The organism is Saccharothrix longispora (genome assembly GCF_031455225.1).
Classification (GTDB): Bacteria; Actinomycetota; Actinomycetes; order Mycobacteriales; family Pseudonocardiaceae; genus Actinosynnema; species Actinosynnema longispora.
Map to the genome: position 1 here is coordinate 5,085,396 of NZ_JAVDSG010000001.1, position 19,991 is coordinate 5,105,386.

14 protein-coding genes are annotated in these 19,991 nt (G+C 71.7%); 6 read left to right on the top strand and 8 right to left on the bottom strand.

Translation table 11 applies throughout. The features are described 5' to 3' along the window. Positions 1-20 precede the first annotated feature (20 nt). The 5 genes from J2S66_RS20860 to J2S66_RS20880 form a co-directional block, all read right to left on the bottom strand. A complete protein-coding gene (locus J2S66_RS20860; RefSeq protein ID WP_310308893.1) occupies positions 21-1,412 on the bottom strand; it encodes a condensation domain-containing protein in 1,392 nt (463 codons plus the stop codon). Positions 1,413-1,574: 162 nt separating this feature from the next. Continuing rightward, the gene (locus J2S66_RS20865; RefSeq protein ID WP_310308895.1) at positions 1,575-3,008 is read right to left on the bottom strand and encodes an FAD-dependent oxidoreductase; all 1,434 of its coding nucleotides are present in this window, start codon (positions 3,006-3,008) and stop codon (positions 1,575-1,577) included. 32 nt (positions 3,009-3,040) lie between these two features. Next, a complete protein-coding gene (locus J2S66_RS20870) occupies positions 3,041-4,063 on the bottom strand; it encodes an LLM class flavin-dependent oxidoreductase (protein ID WP_310308896.1) in 1,023 nt (340 codons plus the stop codon). Positions 4,064-4,092: 29 nt separating this feature from the next. Then, the gene (locus J2S66_RS20875; protein WP_310308897.1) at positions 4,093-9,072 is read right to left on the bottom strand and encodes a non-ribosomal peptide synthetase; all 4,980 of its coding nucleotides are present in this window, start codon (positions 9,070-9,072) and stop codon (positions 4,093-4,095) included. 5 nt (positions 9,073-9,077) lie between these two features. Next, complete coding sequence (locus J2S66_RS20880; protein WP_310308898.1) at positions 9,078-9,287, bottom strand: MbtH family protein; 210 nt, start codon at positions 9,285-9,287, stop codon at positions 9,078-9,080. A 412-nt stretch (positions 9,288-9,699) separates the two neighbouring features. On the opposite strand from J2S66_RS20880, the gene J2S66_RS20885 reads away from it, so the two are divergent. Further along, positions 9,700-10,356, top strand: coding sequence for a DUF899 domain-containing protein (locus tag J2S66_RS20885; protein ID WP_310308899.1), 657 nt, complete (start codon positions 9,700-9,702; stop codon positions 10,354-10,356). 315 nt (positions 10,357-10,671) lie between these two features. Next, entirely contained in the window at positions 10,672-11,916 is a 1,245-nt protein-coding gene (locus J2S66_RS20890) for a cytochrome P450 family protein (protein WP_310308900.1), read from the top strand. 54 nt (positions 11,917-11,970) lie between these two features. Here J2S66_RS20890 and J2S66_RS20895 read toward each other — a convergent pair whose 3' ends face one another. The 3 genes from J2S66_RS20895 to J2S66_RS20905 all read right to left on the bottom strand — a co-directional run bounded on the left by J2S66_RS20895 (position 11,971) and on the right by J2S66_RS20905 (position 15,984). After that, positions 11,971-12,780: an SDR family NAD(P)-dependent oxidoreductase gene (locus tag J2S66_RS20895; protein WP_310314947.1), complete on the bottom strand. Its 810-nt coding sequence runs from the start codon at positions 12,778-12,780 to the stop codon at positions 11,971-11,973. A gap of 41 nt (positions 12,781-12,821) precedes the next feature. Continuing rightward, positions 12,822-14,099: a condensation domain-containing protein gene (locus J2S66_RS20900; RefSeq protein WP_310308902.1), complete on the bottom strand. Its 1,278-nt coding sequence runs from the start codon at positions 14,097-14,099 to the stop codon at positions 12,822-12,824. A 109-nt stretch (positions 14,100-14,208) separates the two neighbouring features. Then, on the bottom strand, positions 14,209-15,984 hold the full coding sequence (locus J2S66_RS20905; RefSeq protein WP_310308904.1) for a non-ribosomal peptide synthetase: 1,776 nt from the start codon (positions 15,982-15,984) through the stop codon (positions 14,209-14,211). Positions 15,985-16,252: 268 nt separating this feature from the next. On the opposite strand from J2S66_RS20905, the gene J2S66_RS20910 reads away from it, so the two are divergent. From J2S66_RS20910 to J2S66_RS20925, 4 genes are all read left to right on the top strand, one after another. Beyond that, positions 16,253-16,924 (top strand): class I SAM-dependent methyltransferase, encoded by a 672-nt coding sequence (locus J2S66_RS20910; protein WP_310308905.1) that lies wholly within the window; start codon positions 16,253-16,255, stop codon positions 16,922-16,924. Between the two features lie 87 nt (positions 16,925-17,011). Then, positions 17,012-17,923, top strand: a complete 912-nt coding sequence (locus tag J2S66_RS20915) for an acetylating acetaldehyde dehydrogenase (RefSeq protein ID WP_310308906.1) — start codon at positions 17,012-17,014, stop codon at positions 17,921-17,923. Further along, positions 17,920-18,966, top strand: coding sequence for a 4-hydroxy-2-oxovalerate aldolase (dmpG, locus tag J2S66_RS20920; RefSeq protein WP_310308907.1), 1,047 nt, complete (start codon positions 17,920-17,922; stop codon positions 18,964-18,966). The genes J2S66_RS20915 and dmpG overlap by 4 nt, the downstream gene beginning before the upstream one ends. Continuing rightward, positions 18,963-19,991: a beta-ketoacyl-ACP synthase III gene (locus tag J2S66_RS20925; protein ID WP_310308908.1), complete on the top strand. Its 1,029-nt coding sequence runs from the start codon at positions 18,963-18,965 to the stop codon at positions 19,989-19,991. The genes dmpG and J2S66_RS20925 overlap by 4 nt, the downstream gene beginning before the upstream one ends.

The following is a 19,991-nucleotide window of genomic DNA, read 5'->3' on the forward strand; positions in this document are numbered from 1 at the left end:
GCGCGGCGCCGTGCGGGGTCCTACCGCGGGAGCGGGGCGTCGGGCGACGCGAGGGAGGTGCGCAGCAGCTCGCGGTACTCGTCGACCATCGCGGTGATGGTGGCGTGGTCGAAGTCGAGGCTGTTGAACTTGACGACGCCGACCAGGTCGCCGGCGGGGTCGAGGTCGAACTCCCACATGTTGCCGTCGGGGATCTCGGAGGTGTCCACAGTGGACGTGAGGCGGCGGCGGAGCGCCGTGTAGCGGATGTCCCCGATGCCCCCCTCCTCCGGCTCGGGCGGGAACTGGGAGATCTGGAAGGCGGTGACGACGCCGTTGACGCTCGTGGCGGCGCCGCTCATCAGTTCGGGCGCGGACTGGGCGATGATGTCGTTGAAGGGCAGGTCGTGGGAGTAGGCCTGGAGCAGCGCGCCGCGGGTGCGGTGCACCAGGTCGGCGAAGCTCGCGCAGCCGGTCAGGTCGGTGCGGATGGGCAGGAAGTTGAACAGCGGCCCCACCGCGTCCTCGAAACCGGGTTCCGTGCGGCCGGAGGTGATGATGGGCGAGATGATGTCGTCCGAGCCCGTCCGGCGGTGCAGGAACAGGTTGAAGCAGGCGAAGAGGACCATGAACGAGGAGCTGTTGAGCGACCCGGCCAGCGAGGCGGTGGCGTCGACCAGTTCCCGGTCGAACAGGAACCGGTGCACGGCGTAGACCGGTGGGACGTCGAACCGCCTGGACCGGTCGGTGGCGAGGGTGGACATGGTGCCACCCCGCAGCTTGGCCTCCCAGTACTCGCGCGCCACGGCGGCGGAGTCGCTGCGGCGGGCCTGCTGCTGCCAGCGGGTGAACTCGCCGTACTGGCGGGTCGGGGGCAGTTCGGGCGCGGGCAGCCCGCGACGCGTCGCGTAGTGGACGGCGAAGTCGCGCATGATCACGTGCATGGACCAGCCGTCGCTGACCAGGTGGTTGGTGACGAGCACGAGCACCGCGTCGTCGTCGTCGAACCGTCCCAGCGAGGCGTGCAGCAGCGGCATCGCGGAGGCGCCGAGCCGGCCGGTCCGGTCGATCTCGTCGAGGAACTCGTGCGCCCCGCGCTCGCGCTCGTCGTCGTCCGGCCCCGTCGGGGGGAGGTCGACGACGGTGAGGTCCACCGGGCACGGCGGGCGGACGAGGGCGTGGGGGGCGCCCTCACCCCGGACGATGGAGGTGCGCAGCACCTCGTGCCGGGCGACGACGTCGTCCAGCGCGAGCCGCACGGTCGCCACGTCCAGCTTCCCGCGGATGCGCCAACCGGCCAGGACGATCCCCCGCGGACCGAACACGCCCAGTTCGTCGCCCCGGTCGAAGGCGCACAGGAATTCCTCGTTGGCCGAGAGGGGGCGCGTGTCTCTCACGTCGCCGGCCCTCGGGATCTGCTGTTCGATGGTCATCGGCTGTCGTCCATTCCGGCTCCGGTCGAGGTCTGCGCTGGTTCAGTGCCGAGACTGGCACCCGCGGAAACCGGTGTCATCTCGTCGTGTGCGGCGAAGGAGGTCCACCGCGGAAGCCGCCGGAGGACCGGCGCCGCCCGACTGGCGGCGCCGGTCCTCCCCTCAGGCCGCCGTCCGGCCCGGCAGGGACCAGTGCAGCCCGTCGGTCGAGGGGACCAGCCCGCCGGCGCGGATCGGGACCTGCTCGTCCTCGGTGCTGCCGGTGGCCGCCTGCACCTGGATGCGGGCCCCGGCCTCGGCGACCGCCCAGATCATGTCGTCGATCTCGCCGTCCCTCCGGTCGAGGTACGAGCCGGCGTCGACCAGCGCGCGCTCGTCCGACGAGCCGCCGCCGACGAGGTCCACGAAGGACTGCACCTCCGAGGCCGCGCTGCCGGTGACCTTCTTGGCCTTCCAGAAGTACGACTGCTCGTCGGAGTGCTTGTCGTAGAAGGCGACGAGGAAGTCGTGGAACCGCGCGTACTCCTGCCGGTACCGCAGCTCGAACTCCTCGAACAGGGCCGTCTCGTCCGCGTCGTCCGTCCCGCGCAGGGCGGTGTTGAGCGAGCGCGCGGCGAGCAGCCCGCTGTAGGTGGCCAGGTGCACGCCGGAGGAGAACACCGGGTCGATGAAGCAGGCCGCGTCACCCGCGAGCACCAGGCCGGGCCGCCAGAACTTCTCCTGGATGTAGGAGTAGTCCTTGCGCACCCGGATCTCGCCGTAGGGGCCGCTGGTGACCCGCTCGGCGTCGGAGAGGTAGTCCGCGATCATCGGGCACTCCGCGATCAGGTCGAGCAGCGCGCGCTCGCGGTCGCCCCTGATCCGCTCCAGCGCGTCCGGGTGCAGGACCACGCCCACGCTGGTGAGCTCGTCGGACAGCGGGATGTACCAGAACCAGCCGGACTCGAAGGCGACGGCCAGGATGTTGCCCGAGACGGGGGCGGGCATCCGCTTGCCTCCGGTGAAGTAGCCGAACAGGGCGATGTTGCGGAAGAACTCCGAGTACTGCCGCTTCCCGCCGACCCGGGTGTGGATCCGGCTGGTGTTGCCCGAGGCGTCCACCACGTACCGGGCGCGGATCTCGCGGCGCACGCCGTCCGCGTCGGTGCACTTGACGCCGACGACCCGGCCGCCTTCCTCGACGACGTCGGTGACGGCGTGCTCCTCGCGCACGTCGACGCCGTGCTCCCTGGCGTTGTCGAGCAGGATCTGGTCGAACTTCATCCGCTCCACCTGGTAGGCGGTCGACGCCGTCCCCGCGAACTTGGGCGAGATCCCGAAGGCGAACGTCCACGGTTCGGGGTTGGCGCCCCAGCGGAACGTGCCGCCCCGCTTGAGGGGGAACCCGGCCGCGTCGAGCTTGTCGGACACGCCGAGCAGCCGGCAGATGCCCTGCACGGTGGACGGCAGCAGCGACTCGCCGATCTGGTAGCGGGGGAACCGCTCCTTCTCCAGCAGCACGACCCGGTGCCCCTGCTGGGCGACCAGCGTCGACACGGTCGAACCGCACGGCCCGCCGCCGACGACCACGACGTCGGTCTCAATGATCTCTGTCATCGTCCATCCTTCGTTCAGCGAGTTGGCTGCTGCTACCTGTCCATGGCCGCGACAGCCCGCTCGATCGCCGTCCGCGCGTGCCACAGGTCGTCCGGCTCCTCGGGGATGTCGAGCACGAATGTGCGGATTCCGCCGTCGAGGTACGTCGCCACCGCCTGCGCCACCTCGTCGTAGCTCCCCACCAGGTAGGGGCAGAACGTGTGGTGGTACCGGAACGGGACCAGCCAGTACGCCTGGCCCGGCGCGTCGTCGGGGATGGGCACGGCGGCGAGCTGGGGCTGCCAGGACGACACGGCGGCGGAGAGGAGCATCTTCATCCTCTCGGCCCCCTCCGGGGTGGCCGGGAAGCGCTTGTGCGCGATCCGCCACGCCTCGGCCGAGTCCTCGCGCGCGATGATCCCCACGCTGATGCCCGAGCCGTACTTGTTCTTGCGGATGTCCGGGCTGACGAAGTCCTCCGGCACCAGCGGGAACGAGAGCTGCCCGACGCCCAGCGCCTCGCCCGCCTGGAGGCTGGCCGGCGACGAGCCGGACACGTACACCTTGGGGAGCAGGTCGTGGGGCACCGGAGCGGTGAGCCGCGCCCTGCGCACGTTGTAGTACTCGCCCGCGAAGGTGACCATGCCGCCCGTGAGCAGCTCCTCGACGATCTTCGCGTACTCGGTGAGCCGGTCGTAGCGGGCGTCATGCGACGCGGTGTCGCCCTGGACGGCGAGATCGCGGCTGAACCCGCCGCTGACGAAGTTGATGTCGATCCGCCTGTCGTACAGGTGCGCCAGGGACGACACCGCCCGGGCCAGCGTGAACGGGCTCCGGTCGACCGGTTGGACGGCGACGAGCGGCACGAAGCTCGTGGTGCCCGCGATGGCCGCCTGGGCCGCCATCAAGGAGTCGATCGAGGTGTTGTCGCTGTAGATCAGGGCACCTCGATAGCCGGCGTCGTCGGCCCACCCGGCGATCTCCACCAGCCTGCGCAGGTGGGACCGCTCGTTGTACCCAATGCTGGAACGACAGGTCGAGTAGACGGTGACGCCGCTGGCGGCGAGATCCATCATCGTTCCTCCCTCCTTCGGGCGTGGTTGGGTCAGGGCTGCCCGGCCGCGGGCAGCGCGCCCCGGCCGGCGACACCGCTGACGGACGGATCGCCCAGGAAGTCCCGCAGGCTGATCGTGATGCCGAACTGCTCCTCCAGCCGGGCGACGAGCACGGCCGAGAGCAGCGAGTGCCCGCCCAGGTCGAAGAAGCTGTCCTCGACCCCGACCCGCTCCACGCCGAGGACCTCGGCGAACAGCCGGCACAGGCGCTCTTCGAGGGCCGTGACCGGCTCGCGCCCGGCCGTGGCGGTGAACGTCGGCGCGGGCAGGGCCTTCCGGTCCAGCTTCCCGTTGAGCGACAACGGCAGCGCGTCCAGGACCACCACCGCGTTGGGCACCATGTGCCCGGGCAGGACCCGCGCGGCCGCGGTCCGCAACTCCGCCGGGTCCGGCGCGTGCCCCGTCTCCGGTTGCACGTAGCCCACCAGGCGCCGGTCGCCCGGCCGGTCCTCCCGGACCACGACGACGGCGTGCTCCACTCCCGGCTGCGCGGCGAGCACGGCCTCGATCTCGCCCGGCTCGATGCGGAACCCGCGGATCTTGACCTGCTGGTCCACCCGGCCCAGGTACTCCAGTTCGCCGTCTTCCCGCCAGCGCACCAGGTCACCGGTCCGGTACATGCGTTCCCCGGACGCGAAGGGGCAGGCCACGAACCGCTGCGCGGTCAACCCGGCCTGGTTCAGGTAGCCGCGGGCGAGGCCCGGGCCGGCCAGGTAGAGCTCTCCGGCCACGCCCGGTGGCACCGGTGCCAGCCGGCCGTCCAGCACGTACGTCCGCACGTTCCAGTTCGGTCCGCCGATCGGTGGGGCGCCGCCTCCCGACAGCGGCCCGCTGATCGTCGTGCACACCGTCGTCTCGGTCGGGCCGTAGGCGTTGAACATCCGCCTGCCCCCCGACCACTCGGCGACGATCTCGCCCGGGAGGGCCTCACCGCCGACGACCAGGCACTCCAGCCCGGGCAGGCTGTCGGGCGCCGCCCCGGCCAGGGCGGCCGGGGCCACGACGGCGTGGCTGATCCGGAGCTCGCGCAACGTGTCCGCCAGCGCCTCCCCGGACAGCTGCCCCGGCTCGGGGAGGACCAGCGCCGCCCCGGACGACAAGGACGACAGCAGCTCCAGCAGCGACATGTCGAAGCTGAGGGAGAGGAGCTGGGCCACCCGGGACTCCGGGGTGACGGCCAGGGTGTCGACCATGAACGCGGCCAGGTTGGACAGTCCCTGGTGGCTGACCACGACGCCCTTGGGGCGCCCGGTGGAACCGGACGTGTAGATCACGTAGGCCGGGTGCGCGGGCAGCGGCGGCGCGATCCGGTCCCGGTCGGTGACGGGGTCACCGGGCAGCTCCGCCACCGCGGCGGCGACCTCCGGGTCGTCCAGGACGACCACCCGTTCCCGGTCGGGGAGCCCTTCGCCGGCCTGCCGGTTCGTGAGCACCGCGACCGGGGCTGCGTCGGTGAGCATGTACCCGATCCGGTCCGCCGGATACCCCGGATCGATCGGCAGGTACGCCGCACCCGCCTTCGCCACCGCCAACACCGCCGCCACCATCTCCAACGACCGCGGCAACGCCACCGCCACCAACCGCTCCGGCCCGACACCCAACCCCACCAGGTACCGCGCCAACCGGCTCGACCGCGCATCCAACTCCGCGTACGACCACGACACACCGCCGGACTCCACCGCGACCGCACCCGGCGACAACGCCGCCCGCCCCGCGAACAACTCCGACAACACGACCACCGGAACATCCCGCGCCGTGTCGTTCCACCCCGAGACGACCAGCTCCCGCTCGGCCGCCGTCAGGAGTTCCGCGTCGCCGACGCGCAGCCCCGGGTCGGCGGTGAACTGGCCCAGCAGCGCGATCAACCGCCCGACCAGCGATTCCACGGTGTCGTGGTCGAACAGGTCCGCCGCGTACTCCAGCGCGACGCTGATCCCGCCCGGGGCGCCGTCCGGCTCGTGCCGCGACCGGAACGTCAGCGACAGGTCGAACTTGGCCGAGTCCCCGGCCAGCGGCAGGTCCTCCGCCCGGAGGCCCGGGACGTCCCACTCCCTGCTGGTGTCCTCGTCGGAGGCCAGCATCACCTGGAACAGCGGGTGGTGGGCGGCCGAGCGGATCGGGTTCAGCACTTCCACCAGCCGTTCGAACGGCACGTCCTGGTGCGCGTAGGCCGCCAGGTCCCGGTCGCGGACCCGGGAGAGCAGCTCCGCGAAGCTCGGGTCGCCCGACAGGTCCGTCCGCAGCACCAACGTGTTGACGAAGAACCCGATCAGGTGGTGCAGCCCTTCGTCACCGCCACGGCCGGCCACCGGCACGCCGATCGGGATGTCGGTGCCGGCCCCGGACCGGGACAGCAGGACCGCGAGCCCGGCCTGGAGCACCATGAACAGCGTCACCTGGTGCTCGCGCGCCAGCTCCACCAGCCCGCGGTGCAGCTCGGCGTCCACGTCGACGTCGAGGTGCCCGCCGCGGTAGGTGGGGTACGCCGGGCGGGGCCGGTCGAACGGCAGGTCCAGCTGCTCGGGCAGGTCGGCCAGCGCCGTCTCCCAGTACGCCACCTGCCGGGCCAGCACGCTGTCGTGGTCCTGGTCGCCGCCCAGCAGCCCGCGCTGCCAGAGCGTGTAGTCCGCGTACTGCACCGGCAGGTCCGCCCACTCGGGGGAGCGCCCGGCCAGCCGCGCCCCGTACGCCTCCCCCAGGTCCCGCAGCAGCACCCCGAGGGACCAGCCGTCACTGGCGATGTGGTGCATGAGCAGCACCAGCACGCACTCGTCGGCATCCAGCTCGAACAGCCACGCCCGCACCGGCAGCTCGCCGGCCAGGTCGAACACGTACCCCGCCGCCCGCGCGGTCAGCTCGGCCAGGTCGGTTTCGGCGGCCCGCACCACCGTGAACCCCGGCTCCGCCTGCGCGGCCGGGACCACCCGCTGGTGCGGCTGCCCGTCCACCACCGGGAACACCGTCCGCAGCGCCTCGTGCCGGCCGACCACGTCACGCAGCGCCGCGCTCAGCGCGACCGCGTCCACCGACCCGCGCAGCCGCCACGCGAACGGCACGTTGTAGGTGGTGCTCGGCCCTTCCAGCCGGTCCAGGAACCACAACCGCTGCTGGGCGAACGACAACGGCAGGCGGTCGGGCCGGTCGGCCCGCTCCAGGGCCGGCCACGCCTGCCCGGCCGCGTCCAGCGACTTCGCCAGCGACTCGACCGTCGGGTGGTCGAAGACCGTCCGGATCTCCAGCTCCACCCCGAGCACCGACCGCACCCGGCTGATCAGCCGGGCCACCAGCAGCGAGTGGCCGCCCAGGTCGAAGAACCCGTCGTCCACGCCGACCCGGTCCACGCCCAGCACCTCGGCGAACAGCTCGCACAGGATCTCCTCGGCCGGGGTGGACGGCCCCCGCCCGGTCCCCGCGGCGAACGTCGGCGCGGGCAGGGCCTTCCGGTCCAGCTTCCCGTTGACCGACAACGGCAGCGCGTCCAGGACCACCACCGCGGCGGGCACCATGTAGACGGGCAGCACCTCGGCCGCGGCGGCCCGGATCACGGCCGGGTCCACCCTGCTCCCCGGCGTGGGCACGACGTAGCCCGCCAGGCGCTGGTCGCCCGGCCGGTCCTCGCGGGCCACGACGACGGCCTGGGCCACCCCGGGCTGCGCGGCGAGCACGGCCTCGATCTCGCCCGGCTCGATGCGGAACCCCCGGACCTGGACCTGCTGGTCCACCCGGCCCAGGTACTCCAGCTCGCCGTCCTCCCGCCACTGCGCCAGGTCACCGGTCCGGTACATGCGCTCCCCGGACCCGAAGGGGCAGGCCACGAACCGCTGCGCGGTCAACCCGGCCTGGTTCAGGTACCCCCGCGCCAGGCCCGGGCCGGCCAGGTACAACTCGCCCGGCACGCCCGGCGGCACCGCTTCCAGGCGCTCGTCCAGCACGTACACCCGGGCGTTCCAGATCGGCTTCCCGATCGGCGGGGCGTCCACTCCGGACAGCGGCCCGCTCATCGTCACGCACACCGTCGCCTCGGTCGGGCCGTAGGCGTTGAACATCCGCCTGCCCCCCGACCACTCGGCCACGACCTCGCCCGGGCAGGCCTCGCCGCCGACCATCAGGCACTCCAGGCCGGGCAGCTGCTCCGGGGCCGCACCGGCGAGGGAGGCCGGCCCCACCAGGGCGTGGCTGGCCCGGAGGTCGTGCAGCGCCTCGGCCAGGACCTCCCCGGCGAGCTGCCTCGACTCGGGGAGGACCAGCGTCGCGCCGGCGGGCAACGACATCAGCAGTTCCATGACGGCCGCGTCGAAGCTCAGCGAGGCGACCTGGGCCACCCGCGACTCCGGTCCGATCCCGAAGGTCCGGATCAGGTACGCGGACAGGCTCGCCAGGCCCTCGTGGCCGACCACGACGCCCTTGGGGCGCCCGGTGGAACCGGACGTGTAGATCACGTAGGCCGGGTGCGCGGGCAGCAGCGGCGCGATCCGGTCCCGGTCGGTGACGGGGTCACCGGGCAGCTCCGCCACCGCGGCGGCCACCGCGGTGTCGTCGAGGTCGAGCACGGCGACGCCCGCGGCGTCCGGCAGTCGCGTCGAGGTGGCCCGGTCGGTGATCAGCAGGCTCGGGGCGGCGTCGGTGAGCATGAACCCGATCCGGTCCGCCGGATACCCCGGATCGATCGGCAGGTACGCCGCACCCGCCTTCGCCACCGCCAACACCGCCGCCACCATCTCCAACGACCGCGGCAACGCCACCGCCACCAACCGCTCCGGCCCGACACCCAACCCCACCAGGTACCGCGCCAACCGGCTCGACCGCGCATCCAACTCCGCGTACGACCACGACACACCGCCGGACTCCACCGCGACCGCACCCGGCGACAACGCCGCCCGCCCCGCGAACAACTCCGACAACACCACCACCGGAACATCCCGCGCCGTGTCGTTCCACCCCGAGACGACCAGCTCCCGCCGGAGGTCCATGCCCGTCACGCCCGTTCGGCCCGGACAAGGCTGTTGGGCCGCATGTCCGTCCACCGCGCTTCGACGTACTCGAGGCAGTTCGAGCGGGAGTCCGCGCCGTGCGCCGTGGTCCAGCCGGCCGGGACGGCGATGCCGGCGGGCCACAGGCTGTGCTGTCCCTCGTCATTGACGAGGACCAGGTACAGGGCGTCAGCGTCCTCGAACGGATTAGACACGGCAACCTCATTCCCATTGGAACGGTGATCCGGCCGGCGACACGTCATTCGCGATCGCCCGCGCCACGGTGGGCGGCTCGCTGATCAGTCTGCCCGGCGGCCCCACCCGGGACATCTCCACAATTGCCCATCCACCACTTCCGAAGACGGCACGGTGGGATACGGCGCCGGCCGTCGCGGGGCGGAAAATACTCGGTACGTTCGCGAAGCCTCGCTTCCCCGTTGACGGAGGAATGCCGGAGGTCGCCCCTCGGCGCTACTGCGCGTGGTGAGCCGGAATGGCCTGGGCGAGGCGGTCCCGGACGTTTTTCGGCGATCCCGCCAGGACGGCAAGTGCGGAGATGCGCCGCGGCCGGTCGGCCGGAAGGGTGGTCGTCAAGCCCGAGGACGAGCCCGAACTAGGAGCTGTCGGATGACCTTGCCCAGAGTCGTATCGCGAGAAGAATGGCTGGCGGAGCGTCTTCCCTTCCTCGCCAAGGAGAAGGAGCACAGCCGGGCTCGGGACGTGCTGCACGCCCAGCGGCAGGCGCTTCCGATGTTCCCCGTGGACAACAAGTACGAATTCGACACGCCGGACGGCAAGCGGAGCCTGCTCGACCTGTTCGAGGGCCGGCGTCAGCTGATCATCTACCACTTCATGCTGCCCGCCGACTCCGGCGGCATGTTGTGCCTGGGGTGCTCGTTCTGGGTCGACAACATGCCCCACCACCTCGAGCACCTGCACGCCCGCGACACGTCGCTGGTGGTGGACTCCCCGCTGCCCCTGGGCGAGTTCCTCCCGCACAAGGAGCGGCTGGGCTGGTCGGTCCCGGTGACCTCCTCGTTCGGCACCGACTTCTACGACGACTTCCGCATCCCGCTCATGCCGGGCGTCGCGGCCATCCCGGGGATCACCGTCTTCCTGCGCGACGGCGACGAGATCTACTGCACCTACGCGACCGCGTTCCGCGGCACCGACCTGGTCAACAACACCTACAACTACCTCGACCTGACGTTCCTCGGACGGCAGGAAGCCGACCTCGACTTCAAGTGGTCCTGGCTGCACTACCACGACGACTACGACAAGTGACGCGGTCCGGGACGGCTCGACAACTCCTCGTCCGCTTTCCTCTCCGCCCGCTTCCACGAGCCCCGCACGACGGGAACCCCGCCCAAGCACGAGGGCGGGGTTCCCGTCGTCGTGCCCGAAATTCCGGGACCCCTTCTCGGCCCACTATTCCCGGTTCCCTGGAATTCATTTCCGGAGAGCACGGAAGAATAAGACCGGGAAAGCTCCCCGGTGATACCGTCGCGCACGACACCCATCTTTCGGCATGGGTGCCGTCGACGGTTCGACCGCGTCGAGCAATGACCGTAGAGCCACTGCGAGCTTTGGGAGACAGCTGTGGAGACAAACCGTCCGGTCGCGTTGGACAACACCGGCCGATACATGCACGCCCAAGCGGACGAACTGCGCGCGCGGGGCCCCGCGGTCCAGGTGGAGATCCCCGGCGGCGTGCTGGTCTGGTCGATCAACAGCTACGCGGTCAGCAAGAAGGTGCTCGGCGACCCGAACGTCACCAAGAGCGCCCGCCACCACTGGCCGGCCTTCATCGAGGGGAAGATCCCGTCCGACTGGGAGATGATCAGCTGGGTCGCGATGGACAACGTGTCCACCACCTACGGCAAGGACCACAAGCGCTTGCGCCGGCTGATCGGCAAGGCGTTCAGCTCACGCCGGCCCGAGGACGTGCAACCGCTGGCGAAGCGGATCACCGACACGTTGCTCGACCGCCTGGAGGGCGCCGCGGCGGCCGGTGAGGTGGTCGACCTGAAGGCCGCGTTCGCGTACCCGCTGCCCGGCATGCTGGTGGCCGAGCTGATCGGCATGCCGGAGGAGGCCCGGGTGGCCGCCGCGAAGGTCATGGACATGATGGCGCGGACGGACGTCACCCCCGAGCAGGGGCAGGAGATCCTGCTCGGCTGGCGCGGCGCCATCGAGGACCTCATCGCCCTCAAGCGCGCCCAGCCCGGTGAGGACATCGCGAGCGACCTGATCGCCGCGCGGGACGACGACGGTTCCGCGCTGAGCGAGCAGGAGTTGGTGGACACCACCTTCGCGATCCTCGGCGCCGGCTCGGAGACCACGATCAACTTCTTCGACAACGCGGTCACCGCGCTGCTCACCCACCCCGAGCAGCTCGAACTGGTCAAGTCGGGCCAGGTCTCCTGGGACGAGGTCATCGAGGAGGTGCTGCGGGTGGAGTCGCCGCTGGCCAGCCTGCCGCTGCGCTACGCGGTCGAGGACATCCCGCTGGACGGGGTGACGATCCCCAAGGGCGACCCGATCCTGATCAACTACGCCGCGATCGGGCGGGACTCCGCGGTGCACGGCGACTCCGCCGGCACCTTCGACATCACCCGCCGGGACAAGGAGCACCTGTCGTTCGGCCACGGCCCGCACTACTGCCTCGGCGCGGGCATCGCCAGGATGGTGGGCAAGACCGGCCTGTCCGCCCTGTTCGAGCGGTTCCCCGACCTGACCCTCGCCGTCGACCCCTCGGAACTCGAACCGATTCCGACCTTCATCATGAACGGGCACCTCGCGCTGCCCGTCCGCCTGTCCGGCGCCGCCTCCGCGGCAGCCTGACGTCGGGACGCGACCCCGGCCACCCCGGTGGCCGGGGTCGCGTCCCGGCCGCCGTCACCGCGGGTTCGGCGCGCCGAGCGGGACCGAGGTCGCCAGCCCGCCGTCCACACCGAGGTCCTGGCCGGTGATGAACGCCGCCCGGGGCGACAGCAGGAACGTCACCGCGTCGGCGACGTCCTCGACCCGGCCGAGCCGGCCGAGCGGGACCTGGGCGCGGAACGCCTCGCGCACCTCCTCGGACGGGGCCATGCTGTCGAGCATGGCCGTCTGGATGTAACCCGGACTGACCGCGTTGACCCGGATTCCCCTGCCTGCCATGTCGGAGGCGAGCGAGCGGGTCAGGTTGGTCACGGCGGCCTTCGTCGCGGCGTACAGCGAGGCGGGCCCCATGCCGCGGTGCACGAGGAAGGTGCCGTTGATCACGACGGCGCCGCCGGCGTCGAACAGCGCCACCGCCTTCTGGATCGTGAAGAAGGCGCCCTTGAAGTTGATGTCGACGATGTGGTCGAAATCGGTCTCGGTGACCAGGGCGGCCGGGCCGCCGAAGGCCACGCCGGCATTGACGAAAACGCCGTCCAGCCGGCCGAAGCGGTTTTTGACGTGGCCGATCAGCTCGTCGAGTTCGCCGGTGCGGGCCACGTCCGCGGCAACGGCGAGAACCCGGTCACCAGTGGGGTCCAACTCCTTCGCCGCGGCGTCGAGGCGCTCGGCGCGGCGCCCTGCGATCACCACGTTCGCCCCCGCCTCGACCAATCGCGTGGCGGTGGCACGGCCGATGCCGCTCCCACCACCGGTGATGAGAACGGTCTTTCCTAAGAATTCGGACATATGACCAGGCTTGTGGCACCGGCGGGCGCACCGCATCTTCCGCGTTGCGCTGTTCCGCCGGCGGGCTTTTCCTGCGCCTAACGGCGGTTCCACACCTGATCGGGCTCGTCGGTCATCGCCAGGACCAGGTCGAGGAACTCCGCGCCCCAGCGATCGACCGTGGCGGCGTCGACCGCCTCGGGCTCGTACTCGACGACGCACCGGAAGTCGCCGCCCGGAACGGCGAGGAAGGTCCAGATGAACACGCCGCGGCGGAACGAGGCGGGCTGCTCCGCCGGCGCGGTCACCGGCTCGACGCTGGTGGTGAACCCGGTGTCCTCGTGCTCCGCCGGTGAACCGATGTAGTTGAACCCGGACGGGAGGGCCATCGGGTCGCCGGACCCGTTGAGCAGGTGGGGGTACATCTCGAGGATCGACTCGAGGGGGAGCTGGTTCTGCTGGGCGTCCGTGCTCGCCTTGCGGGCGCGGAGCATGAGGTCGAGGAAGGTCGTGCAGTCGTCGAACTCCAGGCGGACGGGCACGAGGTTGGAGAAGAACCCGATGGTGTTGTAGAAGTCCCTGCTCGGCCGGCCGCTGTTCACGGTCAGGAGGGTGAGGTCGGACTGGCCGGAGATCTTCTCCGTGAGCACCATGTACGCCGCCAGGAAGACGTGCCAGACGCTGCACCGGTGCCGTGCCGCGCTCTCGGTGATCTTCGCCAGGGTGCCGGGGTCGATGGTGAGGTTCCGCACCGCGCTGCTCGGCCCGTGGGTCGCGGGGTCGTAGGGCCGATCGGTCGGCAGCGTGCACATCTCGGCGCCCGCCAGCTTGTCCTTCCAGTAGCGGCGGGCCGACTCCGCCCTCTCGCTCCGCAGGAACTCCTCCTCCCAGGCGGCGAACTCGTGGAACGGGCGCGGGGTCGGCAGCGCGTGCGGCACCCCGGTCACCCTGGCCCGGTAGCAGGCCGCGATCTCGCGGCGGAGCACGCCGACCGACCAGCCGTCGTTGAAGAGGTGGTGGCTGAGGAGGGTGAGCACGGCGTCGTGGTCGTCGAACCGGTGCAGGGTGGCGCGCAACGACGGGGCGTCCAGGTAGGACATCGACTCCTGGTTCAACGCGTCGAGCAGGTCGAGGGCGATGTCGTCGCGGGACCGGCCGGGGGTCTCCGGGACGTCGTGCACGGCGAGCGGGACCGGCATCGCCGGCAGCACTTCCAGGAATCCGCGGGTGCCGTCCGCCTCGTCGTAGTGGACCCGGGTGCGCAGGGCCTCCTGCCGCTCCACCACCTCGTCGAGCGCGCCCCTGAGCGCGTCGACGCTCAGTTCACCCTTGATGCGCAGGGCGAGGGCGACGATGTGCCGGGGTGAGCGCGACACGCCGAACGGGTCTTTCTGCCGAGAACTCAGCGGGTACTGGTCCACAGTGGAGCTCCATACTCTGTCGGGCGGGGTCGGGTACTCGCCGGCGGACGTGCCGGCCCTGGCGTCAGGAGGCGGTCTGGGGCTGGTACGCGGCGCGCTTGGCTTCGATGTACGTCGCCAGTTCGGCCACGGTCGGGGTGTCGAACAGCGTGTTCACCGAAACCCCGACGCCGACCGCGGCGCCGATGCGGCTGCACAGCCGCATGGCCTGCAACGACTGGCCGCCGAGGTCGAAGAAGCTGTCGTCGATCCCCACCTCGGGCACTTCCAGCAGGGAGCTGAAGATCGCGCACAGCTCGTGCTGGAGCGGTGTTTCCGGCGCGCGGGAGGCGAGGACCTGCTTGAAGTCCGGTTCCGGCATCGCGTCGCGGTCCAGCTTGCCGTTCGCGGTCAGCGGCAGCGAGTCCAGCCGGACGAACACCTCGGGCGCCATGTAGCCCGGCAGCTTCGTCTTGGCGTACGCGCGCACCGCGGCGAGGTCGAGGTCGCCCGACTCGGGCACGACGTAGCCGACCAGCTGCTTGTTGCCGTCCTCGCGCTCGCGCGCCAGGACGACGACCTGGGCCAGCCCGGGGTGGTCGGCCAGCGCCGCCTCCACCTCGGCCAGGTCGACGAGGAAGCCGAGGATCTTCACCTGGCTGTCCTCGCGGCCGACGAACTCGATCGTGCCGTCGGCGGTGCGGCGGGCCATGTCCCCGGTCCGGTACATGCGGGACCCCGGCAGCCCGAACGGGTCGGCCACGAACCGCTCGGCGGTCAGGCCGGCCTGACCGAGGTACCCGCGCGCGACGCCCTCGCCCGCGAGGTAGATCTCGCCGACGGCGTCGACGGGCGCGGGCGCGAGGCCCTCGTCCAGGACGTGGAGCGCGATGCCGGTCAGCGCGTCGCCGATCGGCACGACCTTGCCCGGCCGCGCGTCGCGGGTGAGCACGTGGTGCGCCGAGAACACGGTGCCCTCCGTGGCGCCGTACAGCGCGCGGATCACCAGGTCGGGGCAGGCGTCGAGCACCCGGCGGACCGCCGTGGGCGCGATCACGTCACCGCCGGTGAGGACCTCGTCGACCCCCGCCAGCGTCGCGGGCGCCTCCTCGGCGAGCACGCGGAACAACCCGGCGGTCAGGTGGAGCCCGGTGATCCGGTGCGTCGTGATCAGCTCGCGCAGGAGCGGGGGCTCCAGCCGGCCGGGGGGTGCGACGACCACCTGGCCACCGTGCAGCAGCGGCATCCAGATCTCGTAGGTGGACACGTCGAAGGCGTAGGGCGCCACCAGCAGGACCCGCGCGTGCCGCTCGACCGCCCACTGCGGGTCGGACAGGAGCCGCACCACGTCCCGCTGGGTCACCGCGACGCCCTTGGGCTGGCCGGTGGACCCCGACGTGTGGATCACGTAGGCCAGTTGGTCGGGGTGGACCGGCACCCCCGGGTCGTCGGTCGGCTCCCCGGCGATGCCCGGGTCGTCCACGGCGACGACCGGCACGCCGGTGGGCACGCCGGCCGCGCGCATCGCGTCGTCCACGAGCAGCACCGAGGGCCGCGCGCGGTCCACGATCCACTGCCGCCGCTCGGCCGGGTCGGCTTCGTGGACCGGCAGGTAGGCCCCGCCCGCCTTGAGGATCGCGAGGAGCGTCACCACCAGCCCGGCGGACCGCTCCACGAGGACGGCGACCGGGTCCTCGGGGCCGACCCCGAGCCCGATCAGCCGGTGCGCGAGCCGGTTGGCCCGGTGCTCCAGCTCCCGGTAGGTCAACGAGGTGCCGCGCGCGGCGTCCGACACGGCGGTCGCTTCCGGTGTCCGCGCGACCTGCTCAGCAAACCGGGCGGGAATGGAAAAGGCTGTCATGTCATTCTCCGTTTAGCTCGGCACGTTCGTGCTCTTATCGTTAAAGAACATGCGCAGCATTCTTCACGCGATCCGTCCTCACGCTCTTCAGCAAGTATCCTCACGTCGCGACCCCGGTCATCTCCACGGTTGCTCGCCTTGGTTTGTCGCCCGCCGCGTCACGGCCGCGGCTGTTCGCACCGTGCAGCCTCGCAACCCGGAAGACGTTGGCCGGCGCTCTCGCCGGTAATCATGGTTGTGACCGCGTCGGCATCACGAGGAGGAACCGGTGCTCGTTCATCTGGTGCTGGACGATGAGATCCAGCAGTACGTGCAGGACGTGTCGCTGCGCGAGGACGAGATCGCGCGCGGGCTGCGGGAGGCCACCTCCGCGCAGGTGTTCGAGCACAGGATGGCGGTCTCACCGGAGCAGGGGCAGCTGCTCGGCTTCCTCGTCGGGTTGACCGCCGCCACCACCGTGGTCGAGGTCGGGGTGTTCACCGGGTACAGCACGCTGGCCATGGCGCGCGCGCTCCCGCCGGGCGGCCGCGTCATCGCCTGCGACTTCAACGCGGAGTGGGCCGAGATCGGGCGCCCGTTCTGGGAGCGGGCCGGCGTTGCCGACCGCATCCAGCTCGAACTGCGCCCCGCGGTGCAGACCCTCGACGCGCTGCTGGCCGACGGCGCGGCCGGCACCGTGGACTTCGCCTTCATCGACGCCGACAAGGAAGGCTATCCCCTCTACTTCGAGCGGTGCCTCGAACTGCTCAGGCCGGGCGGGCTGATGGCCATCGACAACGTCCTCCTGACCGGCAACGTGGCGCGACCGGACATCAGCGACCCGGAGACGGACTCGATGCGCGCGCTGAACTCCGCGCTGCGCGACGACGAGCGGGTCGAGCTGAGCATGCTTCCCGTCTTCGACGGCGTCACGCTGGCGTACAAGCGCGCCCGCGACTGACCGTCCACGCCGTTGCGCAAGGGCTGCGCCCCGCACGCGGGGAGCGGTGGCGGCCCGGAACGATGTTCCTCACGTCAGGGGTGACGAATGACCTACAACGACAACCGGACAGCTCCCGGCCGACTGTCCGTGGCGGTGCTCGGCGCGGGCCTCATCGGCATCGACCTCATGGCCAAGATCATCCGTTCGGACCGCCTCGACCTGGGGCTCGTCGCGGGACGGGACCAGGCCACCTCGGGGCTGCGCCAGGCGGCCCAGCTCGGTGTGCCGGTCGCGACGGGGGGCGTGCAGTCCCTCGTGGACGTCGAGCGGCCGTTCGACGTGGTGTTCGACGCCACCAGCGCGGCCGCCCACGTCGAGCACGTGGAGAAGCTCTCGCCCCTGGGCACGGTGGTCATCGACCTGACGCCCAGCCGGAACGGTCGGATGATCTTCCCGACCGTCAACCGGGAGGACATCTCCGCGCACCGCGACCTCAGCATGGTGAGCTGCGGCGGGCAGGCGGCAGTGCCGGTCCTGCGCGCGATCGCGCAGGCCCACCGGGTCGACTACGTCGAGGTGGTCACGACCGCCGCCACCCTGAGCATCGGCCGCGGGACCCGCCTGAACCTCGACGAGTACGTGGAGACCACGCAGGAAGCGGTCCGCCTGTTCACCGGGGTCCCGGACGTCAAGGCGATCCTCAACATCAGCCCCGCGCGGCCTCCCGCGACGTTCCGGGTCGCCATGTCCCTGCTGGGCGAGGACCTCACCACCGACTCGTTGCGCTCGGTGGTGGCGGGCGCCGCGGCCGAGGTCCGCTCCTTCGCCAAGGGCTTCGAGGTGAAGGCGTGCAGCGCGAACGACGGCAGGGGTTTCGTCGCCGTCGAGGTCACGTCGTCCGGGGACCGCATCCCGCGCTACGCCGGGAACCTCGACATCATCAATTCCGCCGCGCTCCTGGTCGCGGAGAGCTACGCGGCGGACCGGCTCCCGATTGCGGGCGTGGTGAACTCATGAGCGAGGCAACGAGCCCGGACGTCGCGGGCAAGACGATCCTGATCCACGACCCGAGCCTGCGGGACGGCCACCACGCCGTCCGGCACAGCCTCGGCGCGGAGCAGCTGCGCGCCTACGCGCTCGCCGCGGACGCCGCGGGTGTCCCGGTGGTCGAGGTCGGCCACGGCAACGGGCTGGGCGCCTCCTCGCTCCAGGTCGGCCAGGCCAGGCTCAGCGACGACGAGATGCTGTCGATCACCAGGGAAGCGTTGACGAACAGCAAGCTCGGTGTCTTCATGCTGCCCGGCTGGGGCACGACCAAGGACATCGAGAGGGCCATCGCGCACGACGTCGACCTGGTGCGCATCGGCACCCACTGCACCGAGTCCAGCCTGGCCGAACGGCACCTGGGCTTCCTGCGCGAGCAGGGCGTCGAGGCGCACGCCGTGCTCATGATGAGCCACATGACCAGTGCCGAGCGGCTCGCCGAGCACTGCGCGCGCCTGGTCGACTACGGCGCCACCGGGGTGGGCATCATGGACTCCGCGGGCCACTACCTGCCCTCCGACGTCACCGAGCGCATCACGGCCATGTGCGCCGCGGTCGACGTGCCGGTGATGTTCCACGGGCACAACAACCTCGGCATGGCCGTGGCGAACTCCATCGCGGCGGCCGACGCGGGAGCGTCCATCCTGGACGCGTGCGCCCGGGGTTTCGGCGCCGGGGCGGGCAACACCCAGCTGGAGGTCCTGGTGCCGGTGCTCGAACGCGTGGGCTACCGCACCGGCATCGACCTGTACCGGCTCCTGGACGCGGCGGACATCGCCGAGCGGGAGCTGATGCCCGCGCCGCCGACCGTGGACTCCATCTCCATCGTCAGCGGTCTCGCCGGGGTGTTCTCCGGGTTCAAGACCCGGGTGCTCGACATCTCCGCCCGCGAGGGCGTCGACCCGCGCGACGTCTTCTTCGAGCTCGGCCGTCGCCAGGCGGTCGCGGGCCAGGAGGACCTCATCGTGGACGTCGCGCTGGCCCTGCGGGGCGCCGGGAGCGGGGACCGGTCGTGACGGGTGGCGCCACCGGGTCCGCGGATCGCGCGGTCGTCTGCGGCCTCGGGCACTGGCTGCCGGAGCGGGTGGTCACCAACGCGCAGCTGTGCGAGCGGCTCGACGTGTCGGAGGACTGGATCGTGGGCCGGACCGGGATCTCCCGCCGCCGCTGGGTGGAGCCGGGCGCGGCGACGTCCGACCTCGCGGTCGAGGCGGGCCGGGCCGCGCTCCGGTCGGCGGGCGGCGGTCCGGTCGACGCCGTCGTGCTGGCGACCACCACACCGGACCACCGCTGCCCGGCGACCGCGCCCGACGTGGCCGCGCGCCTCGGCCTCGGCGGTGTCGCCGCCTTCGACGTCTCGGCCGTGTGCACGGGGTTCGTCTACGGCCTGGCGACGGCGGCGGGCTTCATCGCGGCGGGGCTGGCCGAGCGCGTCCTGCTGATCGCCGCCGAGGCGTTCTCCACCCTGCTCGACCCGGACGACCGGACGACCCTGCCGATCTTCGGCGACGGGGCGGGCGCCGTGGTGCTGCGGCGCGGCCGGGCCGACGAGCCGGGGGCCATCGGCCCGCTGGTGCTGGGCAGCGACGGCGACCGCACCGGGCTGATCACGGTGGAGGCCGGCGGCTCACGGGTCCCCCTCGGGGCGGAGGCGCCGGACGACGGGTCGCAGTACTTCCGGATGCGGGGACGCGAGGTGTTCCGGCACTCGGTCGAGCGGATGAGCGCCGCGGCGACCGAGGCGCTCGCCGGGGCGGGCTGGCGGCTGGACGACGTCGACCGCGTGGTCACCCACCAGGCGAACGCGCGCGTCAGCGCCGCGCTCGCCACCCGGCTCGGCCTGCGCCGGGACGTGATGGCGCAGAACATCGCCGAGGTCGGCAACACCGCCGCCGCCTCGATACCGGTCCTGCTCGCCCAGGCGGCGTCGGACGGGACCCTCAAGCCCGGCCACCGGGTGCTGCTCGCCGCCTTCGGCGGTGGCCTCACCTGGGGCGCCACCACGTTGACCTGGCCCGAACTCGACATCCGCGACGCATAG